22 protein-coding genes and 1 pseudogene are annotated in these 24,545 nt (G+C 70.5%); 13 read left to right on the top strand and 10 right to left on the bottom strand.

From position 1 onward, the window contains the following. Nucleotides 1–142: 142 nt before the first annotated feature. From ACUTAG_RS30450 to ACUTAG_RS30485, 8 genes are all read left to right on the top strand, one after another. Complete coding sequence (locus ACUTAG_RS30450) at nucleotides 143–1,057, top strand: helix-turn-helix transcriptional regulator (RefSeq protein ID WP_020927768.1); 915 nt, start codon at nucleotides 143–145, stop codon at nucleotides 1,055–1,057. Nucleotides 1,058–1,187: 130 nt separating this feature from the next. Next, nucleotides 1,188–2,417, top strand: coding sequence for a multidrug effflux MFS transporter (locus ACUTAG_RS30455; protein ID WP_047991606.1), 1,230 nt, complete (start codon nucleotides 1,188–1,190; stop codon nucleotides 2,415–2,417). Nucleotides 2,418–2,584: 167 nt separating this feature from the next. After that, a complete protein-coding gene (fauA, locus tag ACUTAG_RS30460; RefSeq protein WP_392388263.1) occupies nucleotides 2,585–4,789 on the top strand; it encodes a TonB-dependent alcaligin siderophore receptor FauA in 2,205 nt (734 codons plus the stop codon). Nucleotides 4,790–4,832: 43 nt separating this feature from the next. Further along, entirely contained in the window at nucleotides 4,833–5,396 is a 564-nt protein-coding gene (locus ACUTAG_RS30465) for a hypothetical protein (RefSeq protein WP_446650436.1), read from the top strand. Then, nucleotides 5,303–5,953 carry an ABC transporter substrate-binding protein gene (locus ACUTAG_RS30470; RefSeq protein ID WP_446650437.1) on the top strand — a complete coding sequence of 217 codons (651 nt, stop codon included), beginning with the start codon at nucleotides 5,303–5,305 and terminating at the stop codon, nucleotides 5,951–5,953. The genes ACUTAG_RS30465 and ACUTAG_RS30470 overlap by 94 nt, the downstream gene beginning before the upstream one ends. Beyond that, entirely contained in the window at nucleotides 5,953–6,993 is a 1,041-nt protein-coding gene (locus tag ACUTAG_RS30475; RefSeq protein ID WP_262352285.1) for a FecCD family ABC transporter permease, read from the top strand. The genes ACUTAG_RS30470 and ACUTAG_RS30475 overlap by 1 nt, the downstream gene beginning before the upstream one ends. Beyond that, nucleotides 6,990–8,045 (top strand): FecCD family ABC transporter permease, encoded by a 1,056-nt coding sequence (locus ACUTAG_RS30480; protein WP_060720231.1) that lies wholly within the window; start codon nucleotides 6,990–6,992, stop codon nucleotides 8,043–8,045. Before ACUTAG_RS30475 ends, ACUTAG_RS30480 begins: the two co-directional genes overlap by 4 nt. Further along, nucleotides 8,024–8,848 carry an ABC transporter ATP-binding protein gene (locus ACUTAG_RS30485; protein ID WP_187378319.1) on the top strand — a complete coding sequence of 275 codons (825 nt, stop codon included), beginning with the start codon at nucleotides 8,024–8,026 and terminating at the stop codon, nucleotides 8,846–8,848. The genes ACUTAG_RS30480 and ACUTAG_RS30485 overlap by 22 nt, the downstream gene beginning before the upstream one ends. Nucleotides 8,849–8,921: 73 nt before the next feature. On the opposite strand, the gene ACUTAG_RS30490 is transcribed toward ACUTAG_RS30485, so the two are convergent. The 4 genes from ACUTAG_RS30490 to ACUTAG_RS30505 all read right to left on the bottom strand — a co-directional run bounded on the left by ACUTAG_RS30490 (nucleotide 8,922) and on the right by ACUTAG_RS30505 (nucleotide 12,556). Continuing rightward, complete coding sequence (locus ACUTAG_RS30490; RefSeq protein ID WP_020927775.1) at nucleotides 8,922–9,674, bottom strand: amino acid ABC transporter ATP-binding protein; 753 nt, start codon at nucleotides 9,672–9,674, stop codon at nucleotides 8,922–8,924. Nucleotides 9,675–9,699: 25 nt separating this feature from the next. Further along, on the bottom strand, nucleotides 9,700–10,353 hold the full coding sequence (locus ACUTAG_RS30495) for an amino acid ABC transporter permease (RefSeq protein WP_006384524.1): 654 nt from the start codon (nucleotides 10,351–10,353) through the stop codon (nucleotides 9,700–9,702). 116 nt (nucleotides 10,354–10,469) lie between these two features. Next, the gene (locus ACUTAG_RS30500) at nucleotides 10,470–11,261 is read right to left on the bottom strand and encodes an amino acid ABC transporter substrate-binding protein (RefSeq protein ID WP_026383077.1); all 792 of its coding nucleotides are present in this window, start codon (nucleotides 11,259–11,261) and stop codon (nucleotides 10,470–10,472) included. 206 nt (nucleotides 11,262–11,467) lie between these two features. After that, the gene (locus tag ACUTAG_RS30505; protein WP_148318905.1) at nucleotides 11,468–12,556 is read right to left on the bottom strand and encodes an NAD(P)H-dependent flavin oxidoreductase; all 1,089 of its coding nucleotides are present in this window, start codon (nucleotides 12,554–12,556) and stop codon (nucleotides 11,468–11,470) included. Nucleotides 12,557–12,698: 142 nt separating this feature from the next. Between ACUTAG_RS30505 and ACUTAG_RS30510 the strand changes: the two genes are divergently transcribed. Continuing rightward, the gene (locus ACUTAG_RS30510) at nucleotides 12,699–13,523 is read left to right on the top strand and encodes a TlpA family protein disulfide reductase (RefSeq protein ID WP_054437957.1); all 825 of its coding nucleotides are present in this window, start codon (nucleotides 12,699–12,701) and stop codon (nucleotides 13,521–13,523) included. A 51-nt stretch (nucleotides 13,524–13,574) separates the two neighbouring features. Here ACUTAG_RS30510 and ACUTAG_RS30515 read toward each other — a convergent pair whose 3' ends face one another. The 4 genes and pseudogenes from ACUTAG_RS30515 to ACUTAG_RS30530 form a co-directional block, all read right to left on the bottom strand. Next, nucleotides 13,575–13,916, bottom strand: a complete 342-nt coding sequence (locus ACUTAG_RS30515) for a hypothetical protein (RefSeq protein WP_047990831.1) — start codon at nucleotides 13,914–13,916, stop codon at nucleotides 13,575–13,577. Further along, on the bottom strand, nucleotides 13,913–15,055 hold the full coding sequence (locus ACUTAG_RS30520) for a thiolase family protein (protein WP_038503588.1): 1,143 nt from the start codon (nucleotides 15,053–15,055) through the stop codon (nucleotides 13,913–13,915). The genes ACUTAG_RS30515 and ACUTAG_RS30520 overlap by 4 nt, the downstream gene beginning before the upstream one ends. Next, nucleotides 15,052–16,365 carry an MFS transporter gene (locus ACUTAG_RS30525; protein ID WP_020927781.1) on the bottom strand — a complete coding sequence of 438 codons (1,314 nt, stop codon included), beginning with the start codon at nucleotides 16,363–16,365 and terminating at the stop codon, nucleotides 15,052–15,054. The genes ACUTAG_RS30520 and ACUTAG_RS30525 overlap by 4 nt, the downstream gene beginning before the upstream one ends. Nucleotides 16,366–16,398: 33 nt before the next feature. Beyond that, nucleotides 16,399–17,994 (bottom strand): annotated as a pseudogene (locus ACUTAG_RS30530) (ATP-dependent acyl-CoA ligase); the annotation flags it as partial. 126 nt (nucleotides 17,995–18,120) lie between these two features. Between ACUTAG_RS30530 and ACUTAG_RS30535 the strand changes: the two are divergent. Further along, nucleotides 18,121–19,044 (top strand): LysR family transcriptional regulator, encoded by a 924-nt coding sequence (locus ACUTAG_RS30535; RefSeq protein WP_053500872.1) that lies wholly within the window; start codon nucleotides 18,121–18,123, stop codon nucleotides 19,042–19,044. Nucleotides 19,045–19,140: 96 nt separating this feature from the next. Beyond that, complete coding sequence (locus tag ACUTAG_RS30540) at nucleotides 19,141–20,022, top strand: MBL fold metallo-hydrolase (RefSeq protein ID WP_112957600.1); 882 nt, start codon at nucleotides 19,141–19,143, stop codon at nucleotides 20,020–20,022. A gap of 75 nt (nucleotides 20,023–20,097) precedes the next feature. On the opposite strand, the gene argC is transcribed toward ACUTAG_RS30540, so the two are convergent. Then, on the bottom strand, nucleotides 20,098–21,042 hold the full coding sequence (gene argC / locus ACUTAG_RS30545; protein WP_053500840.1) for an N-acetyl-gamma-glutamyl-phosphate reductase: 945 nt from the start codon (nucleotides 21,040–21,042) through the stop codon (nucleotides 20,098–20,100). A gap of 133 nt (nucleotides 21,043–21,175) precedes the next feature. On the opposite strand from argC, the gene ACUTAG_RS30550 reads away from it, so the two are divergent. Then, a complete protein-coding gene (locus tag ACUTAG_RS30550; RefSeq protein ID WP_054443537.1) occupies nucleotides 21,176–22,072 on the top strand; it encodes a LysR family transcriptional regulator in 897 nt (298 codons plus the stop codon). A 73-nt stretch (nucleotides 22,073–22,145) separates the two neighbouring features. Here ACUTAG_RS30550 and ACUTAG_RS30555 read toward each other — a convergent pair whose 3' ends face one another. Then, nucleotides 22,146–23,930, bottom strand: a complete 1,785-nt coding sequence (locus ACUTAG_RS30555; RefSeq protein WP_020927787.1) for a chloride channel protein — start codon at nucleotides 23,928–23,930, stop codon at nucleotides 22,146–22,148. 97 nt (nucleotides 23,931–24,027) lie between these two features. Between ACUTAG_RS30555 and ACUTAG_RS30560 the strand changes: the two genes are divergently transcribed. Continuing rightward, nucleotides 24,028–24,480 carry a MarR family winged helix-turn-helix transcriptional regulator gene (locus tag ACUTAG_RS30560; RefSeq protein WP_054437964.1) on the top strand — a complete coding sequence of 151 codons (453 nt, stop codon included), beginning with the start codon at nucleotides 24,028–24,030 and terminating at the stop codon, nucleotides 24,478–24,480. Nucleotides 24,481–24,545 lie beyond the last annotated feature (65 nt).

Genomic DNA, 24,545 nt, shown 5'->3' on the forward strand with positions numbered 1-24,545 from the left:
AACAATGCGAACATATGCTATTCTCATTCTCACATTTGACGGTGTGCCGAACACCGCTACAGGGGCTCAACCCGTATCGCGAGTGACGATCTTGAACCCAGCACCCTCCCCCGCCCAATTCACCGTCGCCGACTTCAACCGCATGGGCAGCCAGAGCGGTTTCCGCTACCGCCTGCCGCAATTGAACGGCGCGTTGCGCGGCGACCCCGAGACCCTCTGCATCGCCGAAGGCCGCGTCGAGACCCACGCGATCCGACCGGGCCTGACCCTGGTGCTGTCCGACGTGCGCGTGCACCAGCACTACGAGGCCACCTCGATGATGTCGCCGCGCTTTTCCGCCATCGTCATGCTGCAGGGCCACGCCCAGACCCGCATCGATCGCCACGACGACGTCAGGCTGGCCGCGCACAGCGGCGTCAGCGCGCTTTACGGCGACACCGTCGCCATGACCGGCATCCACGCGCCGGGCCAACGCCTGCGCAGCATCAACCTGTCGCTGTCCGACCCCGACGGCGCCGGCGACGACCAGACCAGCGAGATGATCTGGAAGGCGCTGCGTTCGCCGTCGCTGCGGCTGCGCCGCTGGCAGGTCCAGGGCCATCTGCTGCAGGCCATCGAGCACCTGCTCGACTGCGGCTGGGACGGCCCGCTGCAGGCCATGCTGCGCGAAGGCGTGGGGACGCAGTTGCTGGCGCATGCGTTGGCGACACTGGAACAGCGCGCGCCGGCCGACAGCACGGTTTCGGAACGCGACCGCCAGTTGCTGGAACGGGTGCGCGAACGCCTGTACAGCGCGCCGGGCGAGGAACACACGCTGGACGAGCTGGCGCGGCTGGCCTGCATGAGCCCGAGCACGCTGCGCGCCAAATTCCAGGCGACCTACCAGCGCTCGGTCTTCAGCTGGCTGCGCGAACGGCGGCTGGAAGTGGCGCGCGAACAACTGGCCCAGGGGTGCAGCGTGCAACAGGCGGCGCATTTCGTCGGTTACCGCCACGCCACCAACTTCGCCACGGCGTTCCGCGAGCGCTACGGCATCGCTCCCAGCGAACTGAACTGAGCGCCGGCCGTGCACGGCTTACGGCGGCGCCCATTGCTCTTGCGGCGTTCACCATTCCTGCAACCCACGATGACAGGCGACCATGCGGTTGCGCTTCCCAGCCCGGGAGGCCCCCGCCATGGATGCCGTCGTGTCACGCCGCGAACCCCTGCCTTCCTTTCCCATGATGGTGCTGATGCTGGGCCTGCTGTCCTGTGTCGCCCCCGCCACCATCGACGCCTACCTGCCCGCCTTCGGCGCGCTGGGCCGGGAATTCGCCGTGCCGCAGGAAACCGTGCAGCTGACGCTGGGCGTCTACATGGCCTGCTATGCCTCCATGCTGCTGCTGCATGGCACGCTGTCCGACTCGCTGGGGCGGCGTCGCGTGGTGCTGGTTGCGCTGGGGGTGTACGTGTGCGGCGCGCTGATGGCGGCGCTGGCGCCCGGCTTCGGCTGGCTGCTGGCCGGACGCGCGGTGCAGGGCCTGTCGGCGGGCGCCGGCATCGTGGTCGGCCAGGCCATCATCCGCGATTGCTACGACGGCGCCGTGGCGCGCCGCGCCATGTCCTACCTTATCCTGGTGTTCAATCTGTCGCCGGCGCTGGCGCCGATCCTGGGCGGCTACCTGGCCGCGCACCAGGGCTGGCGGTCCATATTCCTGCTGCTGACCGCGCTGGCCGCCGCGGCCTGGCTGCTGTGCGCGCGGCGCCTGCCCGAAACGCTGCCGCCCGATCGACGCCAGCCGCTGGCCTGGCGCACACTGGGCGGCAACTACGCGCGCGTGCTGGGCAACCGGCGCTACGCCGCGCTGGGCCTGGCGTTCAGCCTGCTGTTCGCCGCGCAGGGATTCCTGATCGGGGCCGCGCCCGACTTCATCACCAATGTGCTGGGGCTGCCGGAAACCGATTTCGCCTACCTGTTCGTGCCGCTGGTGGTGGGCGCCATGGCCGGCGCGCTGCTGGCGGCGCGCAAGGCCGGCCGCTGGTCGGACGGGCGCATCACGTTGCTGGCCTACCTGCTGATGGGAGGCAGTTGCCTGGCCTACGTGCTGTACATGGCCGCCGCCGAGCCGCCGCGCCTGCCCTGGGCGGTGCTGCTGCCGGGCCTGTTCACCTGCGGACTGGCCATGGGCGTGCCGGCCATGACGCTGCGCATCCTGGGGCATGTGCCGGATCTGTCGGGCACCGCCGCGTCCGTGCTCGGCTTCATGCAGATGCTGACGTTCTCCGTGGCCAGCGGCTGGGGCGTGCCGCTGGTCTACGGCCAGCCACTGCGGCTGGCCGTGGCCATGCTGGCCTGCGTGGCGGCCAGCGCCGCCGGTTGGGCCTGGCTGCATCGCTGCGCCGCGCCCGTGGCCAAGACCGAGGCCGGGCTGGGGTAGCGTGCCACCCCATGGGTTTGGTGCGGGCACATGCGCGCGACAGCGCAGCAGCCCGGCGGCGTTTTCCATATGCATTGCGTCGTCCGGCATACATCAGCCCAACGGTAAAAATCAATAATTCTCATTACCAAATTTTTCCGTTGGAGCTTGTCCTCATGCCGTCCGTCCTGCCCCCGCCCGCCGCGCAATCGCGCCGGGTGCGCCCTCTTGTCTACGCGATCCAGACGGCCCTGTTCTGCTCTGCCCTGACCCACCAGCAGGCCTTCGCCCAGGACGCCGCCGGCGCCGAAGCCGGCGAGGTGGCGCAATTGCCCGCCGTCACCGTCAGCGGCGCGGGCATCCCCGGCACCACGGAAGGCACCCGCTCCTATACCACCGACGCCATGAACACGGCCACGGGATTGACGCTGTCGCCGCGCGAGACGCCGCAGTCCGTCAGCGTGGTCACGCGCCAGCAGATCGAGGACCAGGGCCTGCGCGACACCGGCGCGATCCTGGCGAGCGCGCCGGGCATTTCGGTCACGCGCAGCGACAGCAACCGCTTGTCGTTCTCTTCGCGCGGGTTTGCCATCGACAACTTCCAGTTCGATGGCCTGAACTCGCCCATTCTGAGCCAATGGAACTATGGCGCCACGGACATCGACGCGGCCATCTACGATCGGGTCGAGATCGTGCGCGGCGCCACCGGCCTGATGACAGGTTCCGGCAATCCGTCGGCGGCGGTCAACTTCATCCGCAAGAAGCCGCTGCGCGAATTCGCCCTGTCCGGCAGCGCCAGCGCCGGCAGTTGGGACTACGTCGGCGGCGATGTCGACCTGTCGGTGCCGATCACCGAAAACGGCAGTATCCGTTCCCGCTTCGTGGCGGCCTACAATCAGGGCGACGATTACGTGACGTTCCTGGATTCACGCAAGCGCACCTTCTATGGTGTGGTCAGCGCCGACCTGACGCCGGACACCGTGCTGACCGCCAGCGTCGAGTACTTCCGCAACCAGAGCAACGGCTTCGGCAGCGGCTTTCCGCTGTTCTACAGCGACGGCTCGCGCACCGACTTCAACCGCTCCGTCGCCAACAACACCCGCTGGGCCCGCATCGACACCGAGTCCACCACCACCTTCGTCGACCTGACGCACCGTTTCGCCAACGACTGGAAGGTGCGCGCCGCCTACAGCCACACCGACGGCGACTACCGCATGAAGCAGCTCTATCGTGGCGGCTATCCCGATCGCGTCACGGGCGCCGGCATGACCAGCTCGTTCAACAACTACGACGGCGACCGTTCGCGCGACGACATCCACCTGACCGTGTCGGGTCCGTTCCAGCTGCTGGGCCGCAAGCACGAACTGGCGCTGGGCTGGATGAGCGTGAACGACCACAGCAACATTGGCCAGTACCTGATGACCGGCGCCAAGCCAGCCATCGGCAGCTTTTTCGACTGGCGCCAGGACCACATCGCCGAACCGACCTGGTCCGGCACCAAGACGCCCGCGGACGACCTGCGCGTCAAGCAGACCGGCGCGTACGCGGTCGGGCGCTTTTCGCTGGCCGACCCGCTGCACCTGATCCTGGGCGGACGCTGGAGCAACTGGGAAACCAACCAGACCTACTTCGGCAGCAAGCGCGCCTACAAGATCAACGACCAGTTCACACCCTACGCCGGCCTGCTGTACGACATCAACAGCACCTACACGGCCTACGCCAGCTACACCGAGATCTTCCAGCCGCAGAACGCGCGCACGCCCAGCGGCTCGATCCTGCCGCCGATCGACGGCAAGAGCTACGAAATCGGCCTGAAGGCGGCCTACCTAGACGGCCTGCTGAACGCCTCCGCGTCGCTCTACCAGACGCGCCAGAACAATCTGGCGCAGGCCATCCCGGGCGAATCGGTCAGCGGCATGCCGGGCACGCAGGCCTATCGCGCCGCCTCGGGCGCCAAGGTCGAGGGCTTCGAACTGGAAACCAGCGGCCAGCTCACGCCCGGCTGGAACATCGGCGTCAGCTACACCCACTTCACCGCCAAGGACGCCGACGGCAAGCCGATCAACACCAGCCATCCGCGCAGCCTGTTCAAGGTGTACACCACCTACCGCCTGCCGGGCGACCTGCACCGCCTGACGGTGGGCGGCGGCGTCGACTGGCAGAGCCGCATGTACCAGTCCGCGGCCAGCCCGCGCGGCAACGTGGATGTCGAGCAAGGCAGCTATGCGCTGGTCAACCTGATGGCCCGCTTCGATTTCAGCAAGCAGGTCTCGGCCACCCTCAACCTGAACAACGTCTTCGACCGCAAGTACTACGACCAGATTGGCTTCTTCAGCCAGGGCTGGTATGGCGCGCCGCGCAACGTCATGCTGACCGTGCGCGCGCAGTATTGAAGATGGCATCACACGGCTGCAAGCCAAGGAGTACAGCGGCACAATGCATTTGAATCTGGCGATCGCGGCGCGGGCAGGCCGCCGCGCACTGGCCGGCCTGGCGGCGCTGGCCCTGGCCGCCGCCCTGGCCGCATGCGACCGCGCGCCTGCCATTCCCGAGCCTGCGGCAGGCACCGCCCCTGCGCCCTCCGCGGCAGGTAAGCCGGCCGCCTCAACCGTGACGGCCGGCACCGTCGCGGGCTTTCCCGTCACGCTGGAGACCGCCCTGGGCCCTGCGGTGATCCCGGCCCCGCCCAAGCGCGTCGTCGCGCTCGGCCTGGGCGCGGACGACCTGGTGCTGTCGCTGGGCGTGGTGCCGGTGGGCGTGGGCCGCGCCGACTGGGGCGGCGACTCGGACCATTACTGGCCCTGGATCCGCGCCGCGATCGAGGCGCGGGGCAGCCTCTGCCCGAGCGCATCACCGTCTATCCCGAACTGGATATCGAGAAGATCATCGCGCTGCGGCCCGACGTGGTGCTGGCCCCCTTCTCCGGCGTCAGTCCCGAGGCCTACGCGCAACTGTCGCGGCTGGTGCCGGTCGTGGGCTATCCGGAGCAGCCTTTCCTGACCCCGGTTGACACGCAGATCGACCTCATTGCCGCCGCCCTGGGCACGCGCGAGGCCGCCGCGCCCCTCAAGGCCCGCATCCACGATGCGCTGGCGCAAGCCGCGCGCCGCTATCCCGAACTGTCCGGCAAGACCTTCGCCTACGTGCGCGCCGATCTCGGCTCGGGCAACTTCGCGGCCTACGTTGCCGGCGACCCGCGCGTCGATACGCTCAGCGCCATGGGCCTGACGCTGGCGCCCTCGGTGCGCGGCCTGCGCGCCAGCGCCGGCCACTTCGCCCATTACCTGGGCTTCGAGCATGCCGACGCGCTGGGCGATGCCGACATCCTCGTGTCCTGGTTCTACACGCCGCAGGAACGCGACCGCACCGCGGCCATGCCGCTGTATGCATCGATCCCGGCCGTGCGCCGCGGCGCCTACGTGGCATTGAGCGACCCGGCGCTGGTGATGGCCTCGTCCTCCGGCACGCCGCTGGCGGTCGCGTGGATGCTGGACCGGCTGGCGCCCCGTCTGGCCGAGGCCGCGCGCCACGCCGGGGGTAACGGAGCCGGCTCCTGATGCCGTCGCATTCCCCACCGCGCGCCGCGCGCAGCGACCAACCGCTCCCGGGCGCGCGCCGGCTGCGGGCGCCGCTGTTGCTGGCGGCCTGTACGCTGCTGGCTGGCGCCGCGGTCGCCAGTCTCTGGCTCGGCTCGCGCGGCCTGTCGGCGGCCACCGTGTGGCGCGTCTTGCTGCAACCGGACGACAGCCATGCCGCGCTGGTCGTCGCCTCCCGCGTCCCCCGCACCCTGTTGGCGTTGCTGACCGGTGCCGCCCTGGCCGTGGCCGGGGCGCTGATCCAGGCGCTGACCCGCAACCCGCTGGCCGACCCCGGCCTGCTCGGCGTAAACGCCGGCGCGGCCGCCTCCATCGTGACGGCGGCATTGCTGCTGGGCGGCCTGCCCGCCCATCCGTTCTGGGCTGCCTTGCCCGGCGCGCTGGGCGCGGCGGCGGCGGTCTACCTGATCGGCGCGGGCGGCCGGGGCCTGCAGCCGGTACGGCTGATCCTCGCCGGCGCCGCCGTCAACGCGGTGCTGTTTGCCTACGTGCAGGCCGTGGCGCTGCTGCGCGACGATATCTTCGACGCCTACCGGTTCTGGGCCGTGGGCTCGCTGGCGGGGCAATCGCTGGACGTCGCCTTGCGCGCGGCGCCATACATCGGCACCGGCCTGCTGCTGGCCGCGATGCTGGCGCGGCCGCTCAATCTGCTGGCCCTGGGCCAGGCGCTGGCCCAGGCGCTGGGACTGCGCACCAGCCTGTACCGGCTGCTGGGCCTGCTATGCGTGGCGATACTGGCGGCGGCCGCCACCGCGGCCGCGGGCCCGATCGCCTTCGTCGGCCTGGCCGTGCCGCACATCGCCCGCCGCTACGCCGGTCCCGACCTGCGCTGGCTGCTCGCCTATTGCGTGGTGCTCGGCCCGTTGCTGATGCTGGTCGCCGACATCCTGGCGCGGCTGTTGCGGGCGCCAGCGGAACTGCTGACGGGCGTGGTGGTGGCTTTCATCGGCGCGCCATTCCTGCTGGCCGCCTTGCGCAAGCGCGCGCGGAGCCTGGCATGACGCATCGCGCGCATTCCGCCATCTCGTCGGCGCGCGTGTTGCGCGCAGGCGCCTGGCTGGCCTGGCCCGTCGCGCCCCGCGCGCTGGCCTGGGCAGCGCTGCTGCTGGTCCTGGCCTGCGCTCTGCTGGTCACCGCCCTGCTGACCGGCGAGCCGGCGCTGTCCTGGCAGGCGCTGGGGCAGACGCTGCTGGGCGCCGGGGGCGCCGTGGATCGGTGGCTGGTGCATACCGTGCGCCTGCCGCGCGTCCTGACCGCACTGGGCGCGGGCGCCGCGCTGGGCCTGTCGGGCGCGCTGTTCCAGAGCCTGACCCGCAATCCGCTGGGCAGCCCGGACGTGATCGGCCTGACCGCCGGCGCCTCGGCCGGCGCCGTGGCCGTGGCGATGGTCTGGCCCGGGCTGATGCCGGTGGCCTGGGGCGCGGCGGCCGGCGCGCTGCTGGCCACGGCCGGCGTCTGGTTCGGTTCCGGCGCCGGCTTCGCCGCGCCCCAGCGCATGGTGATCGCCGGCATCGCGGTCGGCGCGATCGCCTTCGCCTTCGTGCAGTATGGCCTCTCCAACCTGCGGCGTGAACAGGCCTATCTGGCGGCCGCCTGGCTCAATGGCAGCCTGGCCGGCAGAACGTGGACCGATGTCTCTCTGATCGCGGGGGCCTGCGCCGTGTTGCTGCCGCTGGCGCTGGCGCTGTGCGCCCGCCTGCGGCTGCTTGAAATGGGCGACGACCTGGCCCAGGCGCTTGGCGCCACCGCGTCGCGCAGTCGCCTCGCCGCCACGCTGGTGGCGGTGCTGGCCGCGGCCGCCGCGGTCACCGTGGCAGGCCCCGTCGCCTTCATCGCTCTGTCCGCGCCGCAGATCGCGCGCCGCTGCGTGCGCGCCAGCGGCCCGCAGCCCCTGCTGGCGGCCCTGACCGGCGCCGTGCTGCTGGCCGCCGCCGACCTGCTGACCCGCGCGGCTGGCCCCAATGGCCTGCCGGTGGGCGTCCTGACCGCCGGCATCGGCGGCGTCTATCTCGCATTTCTGCTGGTACTCGAATGGCGCAAGACCTCCACCTGAACGATCCGGCCAGCGGCATGTCCGCCCTGCAACTGCGGCAGGTCGGCCTATCCTATGGCGATACCCCTGTGCTGCGGGACCTGTCGCTGGCGGTGGCCCCTGGCGCCTTCACGGCGGTGGTCGGCCCCAACGGCTGCGGCAAGTCCACGCTGTTGCGCGTGCTGGGCGGCGCGTTGGCGCCCACCCAGGGCCAGGCGTTCCTGGACGGCGCCAATCTGGCCAGCCTGCGGCGCAAGGCGGTGGCGCGGCGCCTGGCCTACCTGCCGCAGAACCCGGTGGCCCCTGAAATGATCACCGTGCGCGACCTGGTGGCGCGCGGCCGCTATCCGCACCAGACCCTGCTGCGGCAGTGGTCGGCGGAGGACGCCCGGGCGGTTGACGCGGCGCTGGCCGACACCGACCTGGCCGAACTGGCCGACCATCCCGTGCACACGCTGTCCGGCGGCCAGCGGCAGCGCGCCTGGCTGGCGCTGGTGCTGGCGCAGGACGCCGGCATCATGCTGCTGGACGAGCCCACGACCTTCCTCGACATCCGCCACCAGATCGACCTGCTGGAGCTGTGCGCGCGCCTGCACCGGGCCGGGCGCACGCTGGTGGTGGTGTTGCACGACCTGAACCTGGCGTTCCGCTACGCCGATCGCGTCGTCATGATGCGGGCCGGCGCCATCGCGGCGCAGGGCGAGGTGCGCCAGGTGGTGACGGAGGACGCCATGCGGCGGGTGTTCGACCTGGATTGCCGGGTGCTGCCGGATCCGGAGACCGGCAGCCCGATGGTCGTGCCACGGCGCGGCGGCCAGGGCTGATTCCGGCTGCGCGCCGCCTCAAGGCCGGTGCGCTGGCGGCGGGATGGCCGGGGGAACGAAGCCGGTACCGCCCTTACAGCATGTGCGCCAGGAACTCGCGGCTGCGCGGATGCTGCGGGGCGCGGAAGAAGTCGGCCGACGGCGCCTCTTCGACAATGCGGCCTTCGTCCATGAAGATGACGCGGTGCGCCACTTCGCGGGCGAAGCCCATTTCGTGGGTCACCACCAGCATGGTCATGTGCTCGTCGGCCAGCTGGCGCATGGTGCGCAGCACTTCGCCCGTCAGCTCGGGGTCGAGCGCCGAGGTCGGCTCGTCGAACAGCATGATGTCCGGCTCCATCGCCAGCGCGCGGGCGATGGCCACGCGCTGCTTCTGCCCGCCGGACAGGCGCGTGGGATAGTTGTCGCGCTTGTTCAGCAAGCCGACCTTGCGCAGCAGTTCCTCGGCCTTGGGCACGATGGCGGCGCGCGCCATGCCCTTGACGATCATGGGCGCTTCGATGATGTTCTGCAGCACGGTCATGTGCGGGAACAGGTTGAACGACTGGAACACCATGCCCATCTTGCGGCAGATGCGGCGCACGTCGCCATCGCTGGCGTAGCGGCTGTGGCCGCCCGGCACCGCCGTGGCCAGGGCTTCGCCCTCGATCTCGATGGTGCCGTCGTCGATGGTCTCCAGGTGGTTCAGGCAGCGCAGGAAGGTGCTCTTGCCCGAGCCCGACGGGCCGATCACCGCCACCACCTCGCCCTTGCCCAGTTCCAGCGAGACCTGGTCCAGCACCCGGTTGGCGCCGAACGACTTGACGATGCCGCGCGCCGAGATCATGGCGCCGCGACCGCCGGCGGACGGATTACTGGTCGTATTTGGCATAGCGCTTTTCCATACGCTGGAAGAACCACGTCAACACCAGCGTCATGATGAGATAGAAGGCCGCCGCGACCAGGAACGGCGTGGTCGTGAAGTCGCGCTGCACGATGCCGCGCGCGGTGCGCAGGATGTCGTTGAGCGCCAGCACGTAGATCAGGGAGGTGTCCTTGACCAGCGTGATGGTCTCGTTGCTCATGGGCGGCAGCACCCGCTGCACCATCTGCGGCAGCACGATGCGGCGCAGCGTCTGCAGGTAGGTCATGCCCAGCACCTTGCTGCCTTCGTACTGGCCGCGATCGACCGACTGGATGCCGGCGCGGAAGATCTCGGCGAAATACGCCGCGTAGTTCAGCGCGAACGCCACCACGGCGGCGGGAAAGTCGGGCAGGCGCACCCCCACCACCGGCACGAACGGCAGCGCGAAGTAGATGAACAGCATCTGCAGCATCAGCGGCGTGCCGCGCATCAGCCAGATGTAGCCGTTGACCAGCTGGCTGACGAAGCCCCATTTGGAGATCCGCAGCAACGCCAGCACCAGGCCCAGCGGCACGGCCAGCGCCAGCGTGATGAAGAACAGCGTCAAGGTCACTTTCGCGCCTTGCGCCAGGGGTCCCAGGAGGGAGAGTACGTAGTCCATGCGGATGGGTGGGCGCCTTGCCGGCGGGAGGAATCAGGAGCGGGAGAGGCGGCGCGGGGAAACGCCGGACTGAAAAACGCCCGGACCGCGCCGCGGTCCGGGCGTTTCCCGGGAGATTACTTGACGATGTTGGCGCCGAACCATTGGGTCGCGATGCGGCCGGCGGTGCCGTCCTGCTTCATCGAATCCAGGGTCTTGTCGAGCTTGCCCAGCAGTTCGGTGTCGTCCTTGCGCACGCCGACGCCGTAGTCTTCGGTGCCGAAGTTGTCGTCCAGCACGCGGTATTCGCCGGCGCGCTTGCTGATCAGGTAGCGGCCCACGACTTCGTCGACCACGATGGCGTCGAGGCGGCCGGCGGCCAGGTCCATCAGCGCGGTGACGTTGTCGCCGAACTTCTTGACTTCCTTGATGCTGCTGGCGACCGGGTCCTTGGCGATGGCGTCGGTGGCGCTGCTGCCGTCCTGGGCGCCGACCACCTTGCCGGCCAGATCGGCCTTGGCCTTCACCGGCGAGGCGTTGCCGACGATGATGATCTGGTGGTTGGCCATGTAGGGCGCGGTGAAGCTGATGTTCTTCTTGCGCTCTTCGGTGATGGTCAGGCCGTTCCAGAGCACGTCGACGCGCTTGCCGTTCAGTTCGGCTTCCTTGGCGCTCCAGTCGATCGGCTTGAATTCGACTTCCAGGCCCAGGCGCTTGCTGGCTTCCTTGGCCATGTCCACGTCAAAGCCGACGATCTGGTTGTTGGCGTCGCGGAAACCCATGGGCGGGAAGTTGTCGTCCAGGCCGACGACGACCTTGCGGGCGGCGGCCGGGGCCTGCGCGCTGGCGGCCGGGGCGTTGTCGGATGGGCCGCAAGCGGTCAGCATCGTGGTGGCGGACACGAGAAGAACAGCAGTCAGTTTTTTCATGTTTATCGAGGGCGCGAGGCGCAGGAATGAAGAAGGCCGGAGGGCTCGACGAAAGCCGCGAGCCGGTTATTTTAGCGTTCCTGGAAATATGTGTTTCATCTCGGCCATATATAGGGCCAAGCGCCAGGGTCGAAGAGCCGGGCGAAAGGCGGCGCGACCGGCCCGCCGACACCGGCGCGGCCCCGCGCCCGGGGCTGGCGTCCGGGCTACGCCTTGACGACCCGGTGTGCCCGCGCCGCCATGCCCGCGCGCAGGCCGGCGGCGCAATCGAGCGCGTCGTCCCACAACTGGCGGGTCAGGGCCTCGGCGTCGGTCTCGCGCGCCAGCGCGGCGGCTTCGCCCGACCAGAGCAGCGAAAAATCGCCGCTGCCGCGCTTTTCCACCGCCGCCCGCAGCGGATCGACCGCCCCGGTCGCCAGTGGAAACGCGGGCGCCACCGCGCTCATCGGCCCCTGTTCGCGCATGAAGCGCGTCAACAGCCCGCGCGCCGGGCGGCCGGTGTACAGATTGGTCAGGCGCGTGGCGTCGTCGCGTGCCGCGCGCACCGCCCGCCGGTGAATGGCCGAGCGACCCGCCTGCGGCGTCAGCAGATAGGCGGTGCCCAGCTGCGCCGCCGCCGCGCCGAGCGCGAAGGCCGCGGCGATCCCGCGCCCATCGGCGATGCCGCCGGCCGCGATCACCGGCACGCCCACCGCGTCCACCACCTGCGGCAGCAAGGCGTACAGGCCGGGTTGCGCGCCGATGTCGTCGGTCAGGAACATGCCGCGATGGCCGCCGGCCTCCACGCCCTGGGCGATGATGGCATCCACGCCACGGGCGTCGAGCCAGCGCGCCTCTTCGACCGTGGTGGCGGACGACAGCACCATGGCCCCGGCGCGCCGCACCCGCTCGAGCAGCGCCTCGTCCGGCAAGCCGAAATGGAAGCTGACCACCGCCGGCCGCAGTTCCTCGACCACCTGGCACATGGCCTCGTCGAACGGCGCGCGGCCCGGGCCGCTGCCGGCGGCCGACAGCTCCAGCCCGGCCTCGCGGTAGTACGGCGCCAGCGTCTCGCGCCAGCGGGCCTGGGCCGCCTCGTCGGTGGCCGGCGGGGTGTGGCTGAAGAAATTCAGGTTGAACGGCGCGTCGGTCTCGGCGCGGATGGCGGCGATCTGCTCGCGCAGCGCGTCCGGACCGAGCGCGGCACAGGCCAGCGACCCGAGCGCGCCGGCTCGGCAGGCGGCAATCGCCAGCGGGCTGAAGGAGCCGACCATCGGCGCTTGGATCAGGGGCAACAGCGAAGGCAGCGGTTTCATCTGGGGCACACGACGGCAATGGAGGACGTCAGAGCATATCGCAACGACATGCTAGGCTTGGGCCTTCCCCCTACTCGCATCACGCCATGGAATTTCGCAGCAACGGCCGCCCCGCCCTGGCCGCGCGCCGGGAGCGCGCCGCATGAGTCCCGCCCTCCGTCTTGGCCCCCTGGTATTTCCCATCGAACTGGCGCTGCTGGCGGCCGCCGTCGTCGTCGGCCTGGTCGCCGGCCGCCTGCTGGCCGGCGCGCGCGCCGAGGACGCCGGCCGCGCATTGTGGCGCTGCCTGCTGCTGGGCCTGCTGGTGGCCCGGCTGGCCTTCGTCTGGCAATACCGCGATCACTTCCTGCAGGATCCAATCAAGATCCTGGACCTGCGCGACGGCGGCTGGACCGGCCCGGCCGGCCTGGCCGCGGCGCTGCTCTATGGCGCCTACGCCGTGCTGCGCGACCGCGCCCCGCGCCGCGCCGTGCTGGCCGCGATGGCGCTGGGCGCGGCCGTCTGGCTGGGCGGCGGCCGCCTGCTGGCGCCGTCGGCGCAGCCGCAGCCCCAACTGGCGGCCCTGTCGCTGCAACAGCTCGACGGCAAGCCCGCTACGCTGGCCGCCTTCCAGGGCAAGCCCACGGTCGTGAACCTGTGGGCCAGCTGGTGCCCGCCATGCCGCCGCGAGATGCCGGCCTTCGAGCAGGCCCAGGCGGCCAACCCCGACATCCATTTCGTCTTTCTGAATCAGGGCGAAGCGGCAAGCACCGTGCGCCAGTACCTGGACGAACACGCGCCGTCCCTGGCCAACGCCCTGCTCGACCCGGCCGGCGACGCCTCGCGCCAGATGAGCAACCGCGGCTTGCCCGCGACGCTGTTCCTCGACGCCCAGGGCCGGCTGATGGACCTGCGCGTCGGCGAACTGTCGAACGCCACGCTGGCGCAGCGGCTGGAAGCGATCCGGGCGGCCGACCCCGGCCAGTGAGCCGCGGGGCCGGCAGGTTCCAGCCGGCCCCGCCAGCAGCATCCCGGGACGTCAGTCCTTGCCCGGGGCGGCTTCGATCCCGGGCAACGCCTGTGCCCAGGGCAGCGCCACTCCCTGCTCGGTTCGCCCAAAGAGGCGCAGGCGTTGGCCCGCGCCGTGCCGCGGCGCCTGCGGCAGGCGCACCACCAGCAGCGGCCCGCGCGGCAGCGCATTGACGGTGGCGAAGACGCTGCCGCCCTCGCCCGCCTTGCCGGACACGCGCGTCCACGCCAGCAGCTCGGCCTGCTCCACCGCCACCTCGCGGGCCCGGTCGTGCCCGCAGGCCGGGCACCATAGCCGCGCCGGGTAGACCCGGTGCCCGCATTGCCCGCATTCCATCACGCTGAAACTCATGCGTCCTCCCTGGCCAGCACCGCCGCGTTGGCGCACATGCCGTAGCGCAACTGCACCATGCCGTAGCCGGTCGCCACGCCATGGCGCGCGCCCGCCACCTGGCGCGCGCCGGCCCGGCCCAGCAGCTGGCGCGCCACTTCCGCCAACCCATGCATGCCCCCGGCCGTGCCCGCCTGCCCCGCCGACAGCTGCCCGCCCGCGGTATTCACGGGCAGGTCCCGCGTGGCGATGCGGCGCGCGATGAAGCCCGGCAGGTCATCCGCCGGCGCCAGGCCCAGGTCGCACAGCTGGGCCACGGCCATCGCCGGATAATCGTCGTACACGCCGATCACGTCCATCTCGTCCGGCCCCAGGCCGGCCTCGGCCCACAGCGCGGGCGCGAACCCGGCAATGCCCGTCACCAGGCCGTCGCCCTCCTGCTGGTCGGCGTTGTAGCGCGCGCCGCTGGCCCGCAGCGTGACGCGCACGCCCTGCGGCCGTGCTTGCAGCACCAGCGCGCAGGCGCCGCTGACCACCGGCACGCAATCGAGCCGGCCCAGCGGCTCGGCCACCATCGGCGCCTCCAGGTACTGCGCCAGCGTCAGCGGCTGGCGATAGGCGGCGTTGGGATTGCCCGCCGCCCAGGCGCGCTGCGCCACGCACAGCGCGCCATAGTCCTCGCGCCGCAGGCCGGTTTGCGCCATCTGCCGCTGCGTCAGCATGGCGAACAAGGGATTCGGCCCGGCGCAGCCCAGCGGGCTCAGGTAATCCTGCGCGCTGCGGTTGTAGCGCCCCACCAGTTCGGCGAAATCCGCGCCGCTGAAATGGTCGCCAGCCACCAGCACGATGGTGCGCGCCTGCCCGGCCCGCAGCGCCAGCCAGGCATGCCGCAGCATGTTGATGGCGCTGGCGCCGCCCATCTCGTCCTGCATGCACCAGTTCAGCGTCAGGCCCAGCCGCCACGCCATGTCGATGGCGCGATCGGGGCGCAGCGTGAACGAGGCCAGCCCCAGGCCGTCGACGTCGGCCGGGCGCAGCCCGGCATCGTCCAGCGCCAGGCGCAGCGCCTGCGCGATCAGCGTGGCCGTGTCGCAGCCGGGCTCGGGATGGCGCAGCGCGGGCGTCTCGCCCACGCCGACGATGCCGGGGCCGGCGTTCATGCCGATTCCTGCCGCGCGGGCTCGCGCGTCAGCAACAGCGTGATGACCGTGATTGCCGCCATGCCCACCAGGAACCACGCCACCGGCGTGGCCGATTCATACTTGCGCAGCAGCGCCATGGCGATCAGCGGCGACAGGCCGCCGGCGAACACCGAGGCCAGTTCGTGGCCCAGCGCCAGGCCGGTGTAGCGCACCTCGGGCGGGAACAACTCGGCGAAATACGCCGGCTGGGTGCCGATCATGGCGGCGTGGCAGACCGTGTTGCCCAGGAAGAACGCCAGGAAGATCCACACCGGCTCCCTGGTCTGCACCAGCCAGAAGAACGGAAACGCCGCCAGCATCAGCCCGGCCGAGCCGATCAGGTAAACGGTGCGCCGGCCAATCCGGTCCGACAGATGGCCGAACCACACCAGCGTGCCCAGTTCGATGAACATGGACGCCAGCACCCCGCCCAGCATCACGTCGTTGGGAATCCCCAGGAACTTGCCGTAGGCCAGCGCGAACGCCAGGAAGATGTACGAACCGCCGTTCTCCGCCACCCGCAGCCCCATGGCGGTGAACACCTGGCGCGGATAGCGGCGGAACACTTCCACCGCCGGCATGCCGCGCTTGGCGGTCTTCTTGGCCTGCACGAACTCGTCGCTTTCCGGGATGTGCTTGCGGATGTAGAGGCCGATGCCGAAGATCAGCACGCTCAACAGGAACGGCAGGCGCCAGCCCCAGCTCATGAAGGCGTCCTGCGGCAGCTGCTGCGCCAGCATGAAGACGCCCGATGACAGCACGAAGCCGCCGGCCACGCCCAACTGGCTGAACGACGAGAAATAGCCGCGGCGCCTGCCGCCCACCGCCTCGCTGATGAGCAGCACGCCGCCGCCCCATTCGCCGCCGGCCGCCGCGCCCTGCAACACGCGCAGCACCACCATCGCCACCGGCGCCCAGATGCCGACCTGCTCGTAAGTGGGCAACAGCCCGATCAGGAAAGTGGCCGCGCCCATGATGCCCAGCGTCCATTCCAGCGCCAGCTTGCGGCCGTAGCGGTCGCCGATGTGGCCGAACACCACGCCGCCCAGCGGCCGCGCCAGGAAGCCCACGGCAAAGCCGGCGAAGGCGCCCATGGTGCCCAGCAGCGGGTCGGTGCCCTTGGGAAAGAACAGCTCGCCGAACACCAGCGCCGCCGCGGTGCCATAGATGAAAAAGTCGTACCACTCCATCGCGTTGCCGGCGACGGACGCCATCACCACCCGCCGCGTGCGCTTCCTGCGGGCCTGCTCGTCGGCGCTCTGCGCCGCGCCCTGGTATGCCAACGTCATGCTCTTGCCCCTTGTTCTATATATGGACGGGATTCAGCGCGCCACGCGGTAGCCGGCGGCGTCGCGGTCCCAGGTGTCATCCGTCACGCCCTCATCGCGCAACCGGAACTTGCGGACCTTGCCGTTCTCGGTGCGCGGCAGGTCGTCCAGCACGCGCAGATAGCGCGGCACGGCGAAATACGGCATGCGCGGCTGGCAGAAGTCCAGCAATGCTTCGGGCGTGAGCGCGCAGCCCGGCTTGCACACCAGCGCCGCCATGACCTCGTCCTCGGCCAGTTCCGAGCGCACCGCGTAGACCGCCGCCACCGCCACCGACGGATGCGCCAGCAGCACCTGCTCGACCTCGTACGACGAGATGTTCTCGCCGCGCCGGCGGATCGCGTCCTTCATGCGGTCCAGGAAACGGAAATAACCATCGGCGTCGCGCACCACGCGGTCGCCGGTGTGGAACCACAGGTTGCGCCAGGCCTCGACCGTCTTGTCGGCCATGCCGAAATAGCCGGTGGCGATGGCGAACGGCGGGCGCGCGCGCAGCAGCAGTTCGCCGGCCTGGCCATCGGGCAGCGGCGCGTCGTGCTCATCGGCCACGATGGCCTCGAACTCGGGCGCCACGCGCCCCATGGTGCCGGGACGCTGCTCGGCCAGCGTGCCGCCCAGCGCGAAATTGGTCTCGGTGGAGCCATAGCCTTCCAGCAGCGCGATGCCGGTGCGGCCCGTGAAGGTGGCATGGAAGCGTTCCGGCACGCCTGGCGCCAGCGCGATGCGGGCGCGGTGGCCGCTTTCGGCGGCGGACGGTTCGCGTGCCAGCAGCATCGGCACCATGGCACCCAGCAGATAGGTCACGGTCGCGCCGGTGGCCGCCAGCCGCTCGAAATAACGGCTGACCGAGAAGCGCTCGTCGCAGACGATGGCGGCGCCCGTCGCCAGCGCCTGGAAGCAGGCGTTGAGCGCGTTGGTGTGGAACAGCGGCAGGCTGGTGTAGAGCACGTCGTCGAAGCCGATCCCGAGGTTGCGGGCGGCGATGACGCCCCACCAATGGAACTGGGCATGCGGGCAGCACACGCCTTTGGACAGGCCCGACGTGCCGGAGGTGTAGAGGATCGCCAGCGTGTCGCCCGGCCCCAGCTCGGCCGCCGGGATGGGCGCGTCGGGCAACGGCGGCACGGGGGTGGCGGGCGCCGGCAGGCCGGCGTCGGCGCCGGCTTCTCTGGGCGGGACGTCGTCCAGCAGCCAGATGCGCCGCAACGCCAGGCCCGCCGCGTCCAGCCCGGCCAGCGCCGGACAGGAGGCCGTGTCCGCCACCAGCAGCACACAGCCGCTGTTGGCCAGGATGTGCTGCAACTGCATGCCGCGCGACGCGGTGTTGATGGGCACGACCACCGCGCCCAGCCAGCCGCAGCCCAGCACCACCGACAGGAACTCGATGCGGTTGCCCGCCATCAGCCCGACGCGGTCGCCCCGCGCCACTCCGGCCGCGGCCAGCAGCGCTGCCCAGCGCGCGGCGTGCTGCGGCGCCTCGGCATAGCTCAACGCCCCACCCGGCGCCTGAACCCATGGACGCCGGCCCTGGCGGGCGGCCTGGTCGCGCAACAGCGACGGCAATGTCAACGCTTGCATGGCGTGCTTTTCCCCTTGTTGTCGGCGGCCGGCGGTCGGTGCCGCGGCTCGTGAAAATTAGTCTAGGAATCAACTATTTATGTGTCAAATTTATGGGTATTATTCATTGCATAAGGCTGACTGATAACAAGGGCGGGCATGGACTTCGACTTGAATCTCATGCGGGTTTTCCTGACCGTGATGCACGAACGCAGCGTCACGCGCGCGGCCCAGCGCCTGCAGCTGACGCAGCCCGCGGTCAGTTATGCCCTGGCGCGGCTGCGCGAGAAATTCGACGATCCGCTGTTCGTGCGCACGCCCGCCGGCATGCGGCCCACGCCGGTGGCCTTCGCCCTGGCAGATCCGATCGAACGCGGCATGCACAGCTTTGCCGAGGCCATCAGCCTGCGGCAGCATTTCGAGCCGGGCAGCAGCACGCGGCGCTTTCGTCTGTCGATGTCGGACATCGGCGAAATGGTGTTCCTGCCCAGCCTGATGGAGCGCGTGCACGCCCTGGCGCCGCGCCTGCAGGTCGAGGTGGTGGAGGTGCCGCTGGAACAACTGCCGCAGGCGCTCAAGGACGGCGAAATCGACCTGGCCATCGGCAACCTGGCCGGCCTGGGCCGCCACACGCGCCATGCCGACCTGTTCAGCGAGCGCTACGCCTGCATGGGCCGTCGCGGCCATCCCGTGCTGGCGGCCGGCCTGACCCGCGGCCAGTTCAAGCGCCTGGACCACATCCTGGTGGCCTCGCGCGCCAGCGCCCACCGCCTGCTGGACGACGTGCTCGGGGAGGCCGGGCTGCACCGCCAGCCCTACCTGACACTGCCGCATTTCTCGGCCGCCGCCGAAATCGTGCGGCGCACCGACCTGACGGTCACGCTGCCGTATCGCGCGGCGGTATGGTTCAACCGCGACGGCGCCTTCGAGATCCGGCCGCTGCCGCTGGCGCTGCCGCCCCTGAGCGTCACCGTGCACTGGCACGCGCGCTTCGAAAGCGACCCCGGCACGCGCTGGCTGCGCACGCTGGTGGTGCAGACCCTGGCGGATCCGGCCGGCGACGCCCCGCCTGCCACTATTTGACCGATCAACGCAACAGACTCGCGCAGGCATCACGGTTTATCTGACCGAATGGCGCAACTAGACTGCCGTCATTCCCTCTCTTTCCAGGAAACCCCCATGTCTCCCCTGCCCACCCTGCGCCGCCTGCTGCCCGCCCTGGCGCTGGCCCTGTCCACTCCCGGCCTGGCCGCCGCCACCGAACTGACCCTCACGCCCTACAACCCCGGCAACGACGCCATCTTCCAGGTTTCGTCCGTGCTCGTCAGCGGCCAACGCGAGGCAATCCTGATCGATGCCCAGTTCGGCAAGTCGCAGGCCGAACAGTTGGTGGCGCTGGTGCGCGCCAGCGGCAAGACGCTGACCACCATCTACATCAGCCACGGCGACCCGGACTTCTACTTCGGGCTCGACACCGTCCTGGCGGCGTTTCCGCGGGCCAAGGTCGTGGCCACCGCCCCCACCGTGCGCCATATCCGCGACACCGTGGACGCCAAGCTGGCGTTCTGGGGTCCGAAGCTGGGCGCCGACGCGCCGCGCAAGGCGGTCATGCCGCAAGTGTTGGAAGGCGACACCCTGACGCTGGAAGGCGAAACGCTGCGGATCACCGGGCTGGACGGCCCGCAGCCCGACCGCAGCTTCGTCTGGATCCCGTCGCGCAAGGCGGTGGTGGGCGGCGTCGTGGTGTTCGGCAACCTGCACGTGTGGACCGCCGACACGCAGACGCCGCAATCGCGCGCCGATTGGCTGGCAACGCTGGCCCGCATCGAGGGCCTCAGGCCCACCACCGTGGTGCCGGGCCATTACGCTCCCGGCGCGCCGTTGACGCTGGATTCGGTGCACTACACCCAGGGCTACCTGCGCGCCTTCGAGGCCGAAGCGGCCCAGGCCAAGGACGGCGCCGCGCTGATCCAGGCGATGCGCGCGCGCTACCCGCAAGCCGGCGCCGCCGCTTCGCTGGAGATCAGCGCCAAGGTGGCCAAGGGCGAAATGAAGTGGTGAAGCACTGAAAGGGGAAACGGCGCCGGCCGTGCTGGCCGGCCAAGGGGCGCGTCCGATGGCGCGCCCCAATTGCGTTCAGGCCTCGGCCGGCGCCAGCGCCTCCAGCATCAGGTCCAGGTTCTGCACCGCCGCGCCCGACGCGCCCTTGCCCAGGTTGTCGAACACGGCGCTCAGCAGCACCTGGCCCTGCGCTTCATTGCCATGCACCGCCAGCCGCAGGTCGTTGGTGCCATTGAGCGCCTGCGGATCCAGATGGGTCTGCGCGGCGGCCTCCGGCGGCGCCGCCACCTGCACGTGGCGGCTGCCGTCATAGTGCCGGGCCAGGCATTGGTGCAATTGCGCGGCCGTGACGCCGGCCGGCAGCAGGCGCAGTTGCAACGGCACGGTCAGCACGATGCCCTGCCGGAACGCGCCGTACGACGGCACGAACACCGGCCGTTGCGACAGACCGGCGTGGCGCTCGATTTCGGGCGTGTGCTTGTGCGCCAGGCCCAATCCGTAGACCTGGAAGGCCAGCCCGCCCGTGGCGCCCGGCGCCTCGTAGGCGTCGACGCTGGCGCGCCCGCCGCCGGAATAGCCCGACACGGCGTGGATCGCCAGCGGATAGTCGGCCGGCACCAGGCCGGCCCGCACCAGCGGCCGCAGCAAGGCGATGGCGCCGGTGGGATAGCAGCCCGGGTTGCTGACCCGCTTGGCTTCGGCGATGCGCCGCGCCTGCGCCGACTCCATTTCGGGGAAGCCATAGACCCAGCCGGGCGTGGTGCGATGCGCCGAGCTGGCGTCGATCACCCGCACCTCGGGGTTGGCGATGGACGCCACCGCCTGGCGCGCCGGTTCGTCGGGCAGGCACAGGATGGCGATGTCGGCGGCATTGATGGCCTCGGCGCGGCGCCGCGCATCCTTGCGGTCGGCCTCGGGCAAGGTCAGCAGGCGCAGGTCGGCGCGGCCGCGCAGCCGTTCGTGGATCTGCAGGCCGGTGGTGCCCTGGTCGCCATCGATGAATACAAGAGGATGCGTCATGTGCGTGCCTTTGCGGAAGAACCGGCGCGCTGCCGGAGGATTGCGGGGATGGATGCCATCATTGCGCAATGCCAGGCATAGGAAAAGTCGAATATCATGACGGTTGAATTCAGATTTCCTGAACGAGACCGCCATGCGTGAAATCAACCTTGACCGCCTGCGCACCCTGGTCGCCATCGCCGACCTGGGCTCGTTCGCCGAGGCCGCCCGCGCGCTGCACCTGGCGCCGCCCACCGTCAGCCTGCACGTGGCCGACCTGGAAGCCCGCATCGGCGCGCCGCTGCTCACGCGCACCCGCGGCCAGGTGCGGCCCACGCCCGTCGGCGACACCCTGCTGGAACGCGCCCGCCGCCTGCTGGCCGACGCCGACCAGGCGCTCGACGACGTGCAGCGGCAGGTGCAGGGCCTGGGCGGCCGGGTGCGGCTGGGCGCGTCCACCGGCGCCATCGCCCATCTGCTGCCGCGCGCGCTGGAAACCCTGGGGCGCGAACATCCCGGCATCGACGTGCAGGTGGCGGTGCTGACCTCGCAGGAAACGCTGCAGCAATTGCGCGACGGCACGCTCGACGTGGGCCTGGTGGCGCTGCCGCAGCCGCCCGTGCCCGGCCTGGTGCTGCGCCCGTGGCGGCGCGATCCCATCATGGCCTTCCTGCCCGCCGCCTGGGACGCGCCGGCGCGCGTCACGCCCGCGTGGCTCGGCGAACGGCCGCTGATCCTGAACGACGCCAGCACCCGGCTGTCGCGCCAGACCGGCGAATGGTTCGCCGGCGCCGGCCTGAACCCGCGCCCGCGCATCCAGCTGAACTACAACGACGCCATCAAGAGCCTGGTGGCGGCCGGATACGGCGCGACCCTGCTGCCGCACGAAGCCACCGCGCCGCAACCCGATCCGCGCATCGTCATGCGGCCCTTGCGTCCGGCACTGTGGCGGCCGCTGGGCATCGCGCATCGCGATGGCCAGGTCGAGCGCGCCACGCAGCACGTGCTCGATGCGTTGTGGCTGTTGCGCGCGGCCGGCGGGCACCACTGATCCAGCCAGTCGGGGGCGGCGTCGCGCACCGGCCTTCGCGATTCGCGCAGTGGCCGCTGGCGAGCCAGGCGCATCAGGCTCCGGAAGATGGCGCCCGCCGCAGGAATGCCGCGCGCTCGCTTTCCTCGCGCAGGCGCCGGGCGCGGCTGCGGAACAGGTCCTTGCGGCCGACGATGCCCAGCACCCGGCCGGTGCCGCGCTCCAGGATCGGCACGCGGCCGGCGCCGGACAGCGCCATGCGGTCGGCAATTTGGCTGGCCAGTTCCTCGGGATAACCGTAGACCAGTTCGCGCCCTTGCAGCGCCTGCGCCAGGGTCTGCTCTTGCCGCGCCGGCTCCAGCGCCCAGGCCAGGCTGTCGGCGCGGGTCACCTCGCCCACCGCCACGCCCTCGGCATCGATGACGGGATAGCTCGTGTGCACCGGCTGCGCGGTCGTGAAATGCGCGATCGCCTGCGCCACCGTCAAGGCGTCCGGCAGGGTCTGCACCGGCGTGGTCATGACCTGGCTGGCGCGCAGCAGGTCGAATGGATCGACCCGGTATTCGCGGCTGATGTGGTGGCCGCGGCGCGCGATTTTCTCGGTCAGGATGGAACGGCGCAGCAGCAATACCGTGACGCCGTAGGCGAACACGCAGGCGGCCAGCACCGGCAGCAACGCGCCCAGGTTGCCGGTCAGCTCGACCGCGAACAGCGTGGCCGTCAGCGGCGCGCGCATGGTGCCGCCCATCATCGCTGCCATGCCCACCAGCGCCCAGAAGCCCGGCGCCGCCTGCGGCAGCCACGGCGTGGCCAACGCGCCCAGGGCGCCGCCGAAGATCAGCAAGGGCGCCAGCACCCCGCCCGAGGTGCCCGAACCCAGCGCGATCGACCAGATCGCCACTTTCACCACCAGCAGCAGCAACACCGCCTGCAGCGCCAGGTCGCCGGCCAGCAGGTGGCGGATGTTGTCATAGCCCACGCCCAGCGCGGCCGGGTCGATCAGGCCGCCGATGCCGATGGCCAGGCCGCCCAGGGCCGGCCACCACATCCAGTGCAGCGGCAGTTTCTCGAACAGGTCCTCGGCCGCGTACACCAGCGACGTCAGCACGCCCGAGCCCAGCCCCGCCAACACCCCCACGGCGGCGCACGCCAGCAAGTGCCACGGCGTGAACGACATGGCGCCGGCGTAGCTGAAGACCGGCCCGGCATCCAGCACGAAGGCGCGCGCGGCGGCGGCCACCAGCGCGGCGGTGGCCACGGGCAGGAAGCTGCGCGGCTTCCATTCGAACAGCAGCAGCTCCACCGCCAGCAGCACCGCGGCCAGCGGCGTGGCGAAGATCGCCGTCATGCCCGCGGCCGCGCCCGCCACCAGCAGCGTCTTGCGCTCGCCATCATTCAAGTGGATGGTCTGCGCCAGCAGCGAGCCGATGGCGCCGCCGGTCATGATGATGGGCCCCTCGGCGCCGAACGGGCCGCCGGTGCCGATGGAAATGGCCGACGACACCGGCTTGAGCACCGCGACCTTGGGCGCGATGCGGCTCTTGCCTATCAGGATGGCTTCCATCGCCTCGGGAATGCCGTGGCCGCGGATCTTCTCGGATCCATAGCGGGCCATCAGGCCGATGATGAGGCAGCCGACGACGGGAATCAGCACCGACGCCGGCCCGAGCCGGCCGGTGGTGATGGGCAGGTCGGCGAACGAAAACAGGCCGTGGTAGGCCAGGTTGGTGCACAGCGCGATCAGGCGCAGCAGGGCCCAGGCCGCGGCCACGCTGGCCAGGCCGGTCGGCACGGCCAGCGCCATCAGCAGCACGACACGTTTGTCGGTGGTGAAGTCGCCCAGCCGCAAGGCGCGGGCGGAAGAAGAAACGGGAGGCATGATTCGAGGGGAAAGGGAAGAAAACGGCAAGCCGGGCGGGAGGGGGATTTGCGAAAGATCAAATATATCGTATCACGACATATATTAGAATCGGCGCGTGAAACGTTCCAAGCCCCCCGCCCTGCCCTCCGCCTCGGACTACGAACTGCTGGCCGATTTCCGCTACGCGCTGCGCAAGTTCGCCGCCTTCAGCGAAAACGCCGCCGCCGGCCTTGAACTGATGCCGCAGCAGCACCAGGCGCTGCTGGCCATCAAGGGCAGCCGCCCCGGCGCGCCTGGCCGACGCGGCCTGTACGTGGGCGAGATCGCCGAACGCCTGCTGGTGCGACCGCACACCGCCGCCGAACTGGTCAACCGGCTGGAGCGGCTCGACCTGGTCAGCCGCGAACCCGATGCCACCGATGGCCGCCGCGTCGAAGTGGTGCTGACCGACAAGGCCGAGCGCATCCTGGCCAGCCTGTCGGCTTCCCACCTGGAAGAATTGCGCGCCATGCGCCCGCTGCTGACACGGCTGCTGGCGCGCATCGGCGACGATCCCGCCGACCGCTGATTCCCGCGTTTCTTATCACTTGCAGGCATAAGCTCATGCCGCCGCCCGGCGCGCCGCGTGATAAA

The organism is Achromobacter sp. CSND-B12 (genome assembly GCF_052906545.1).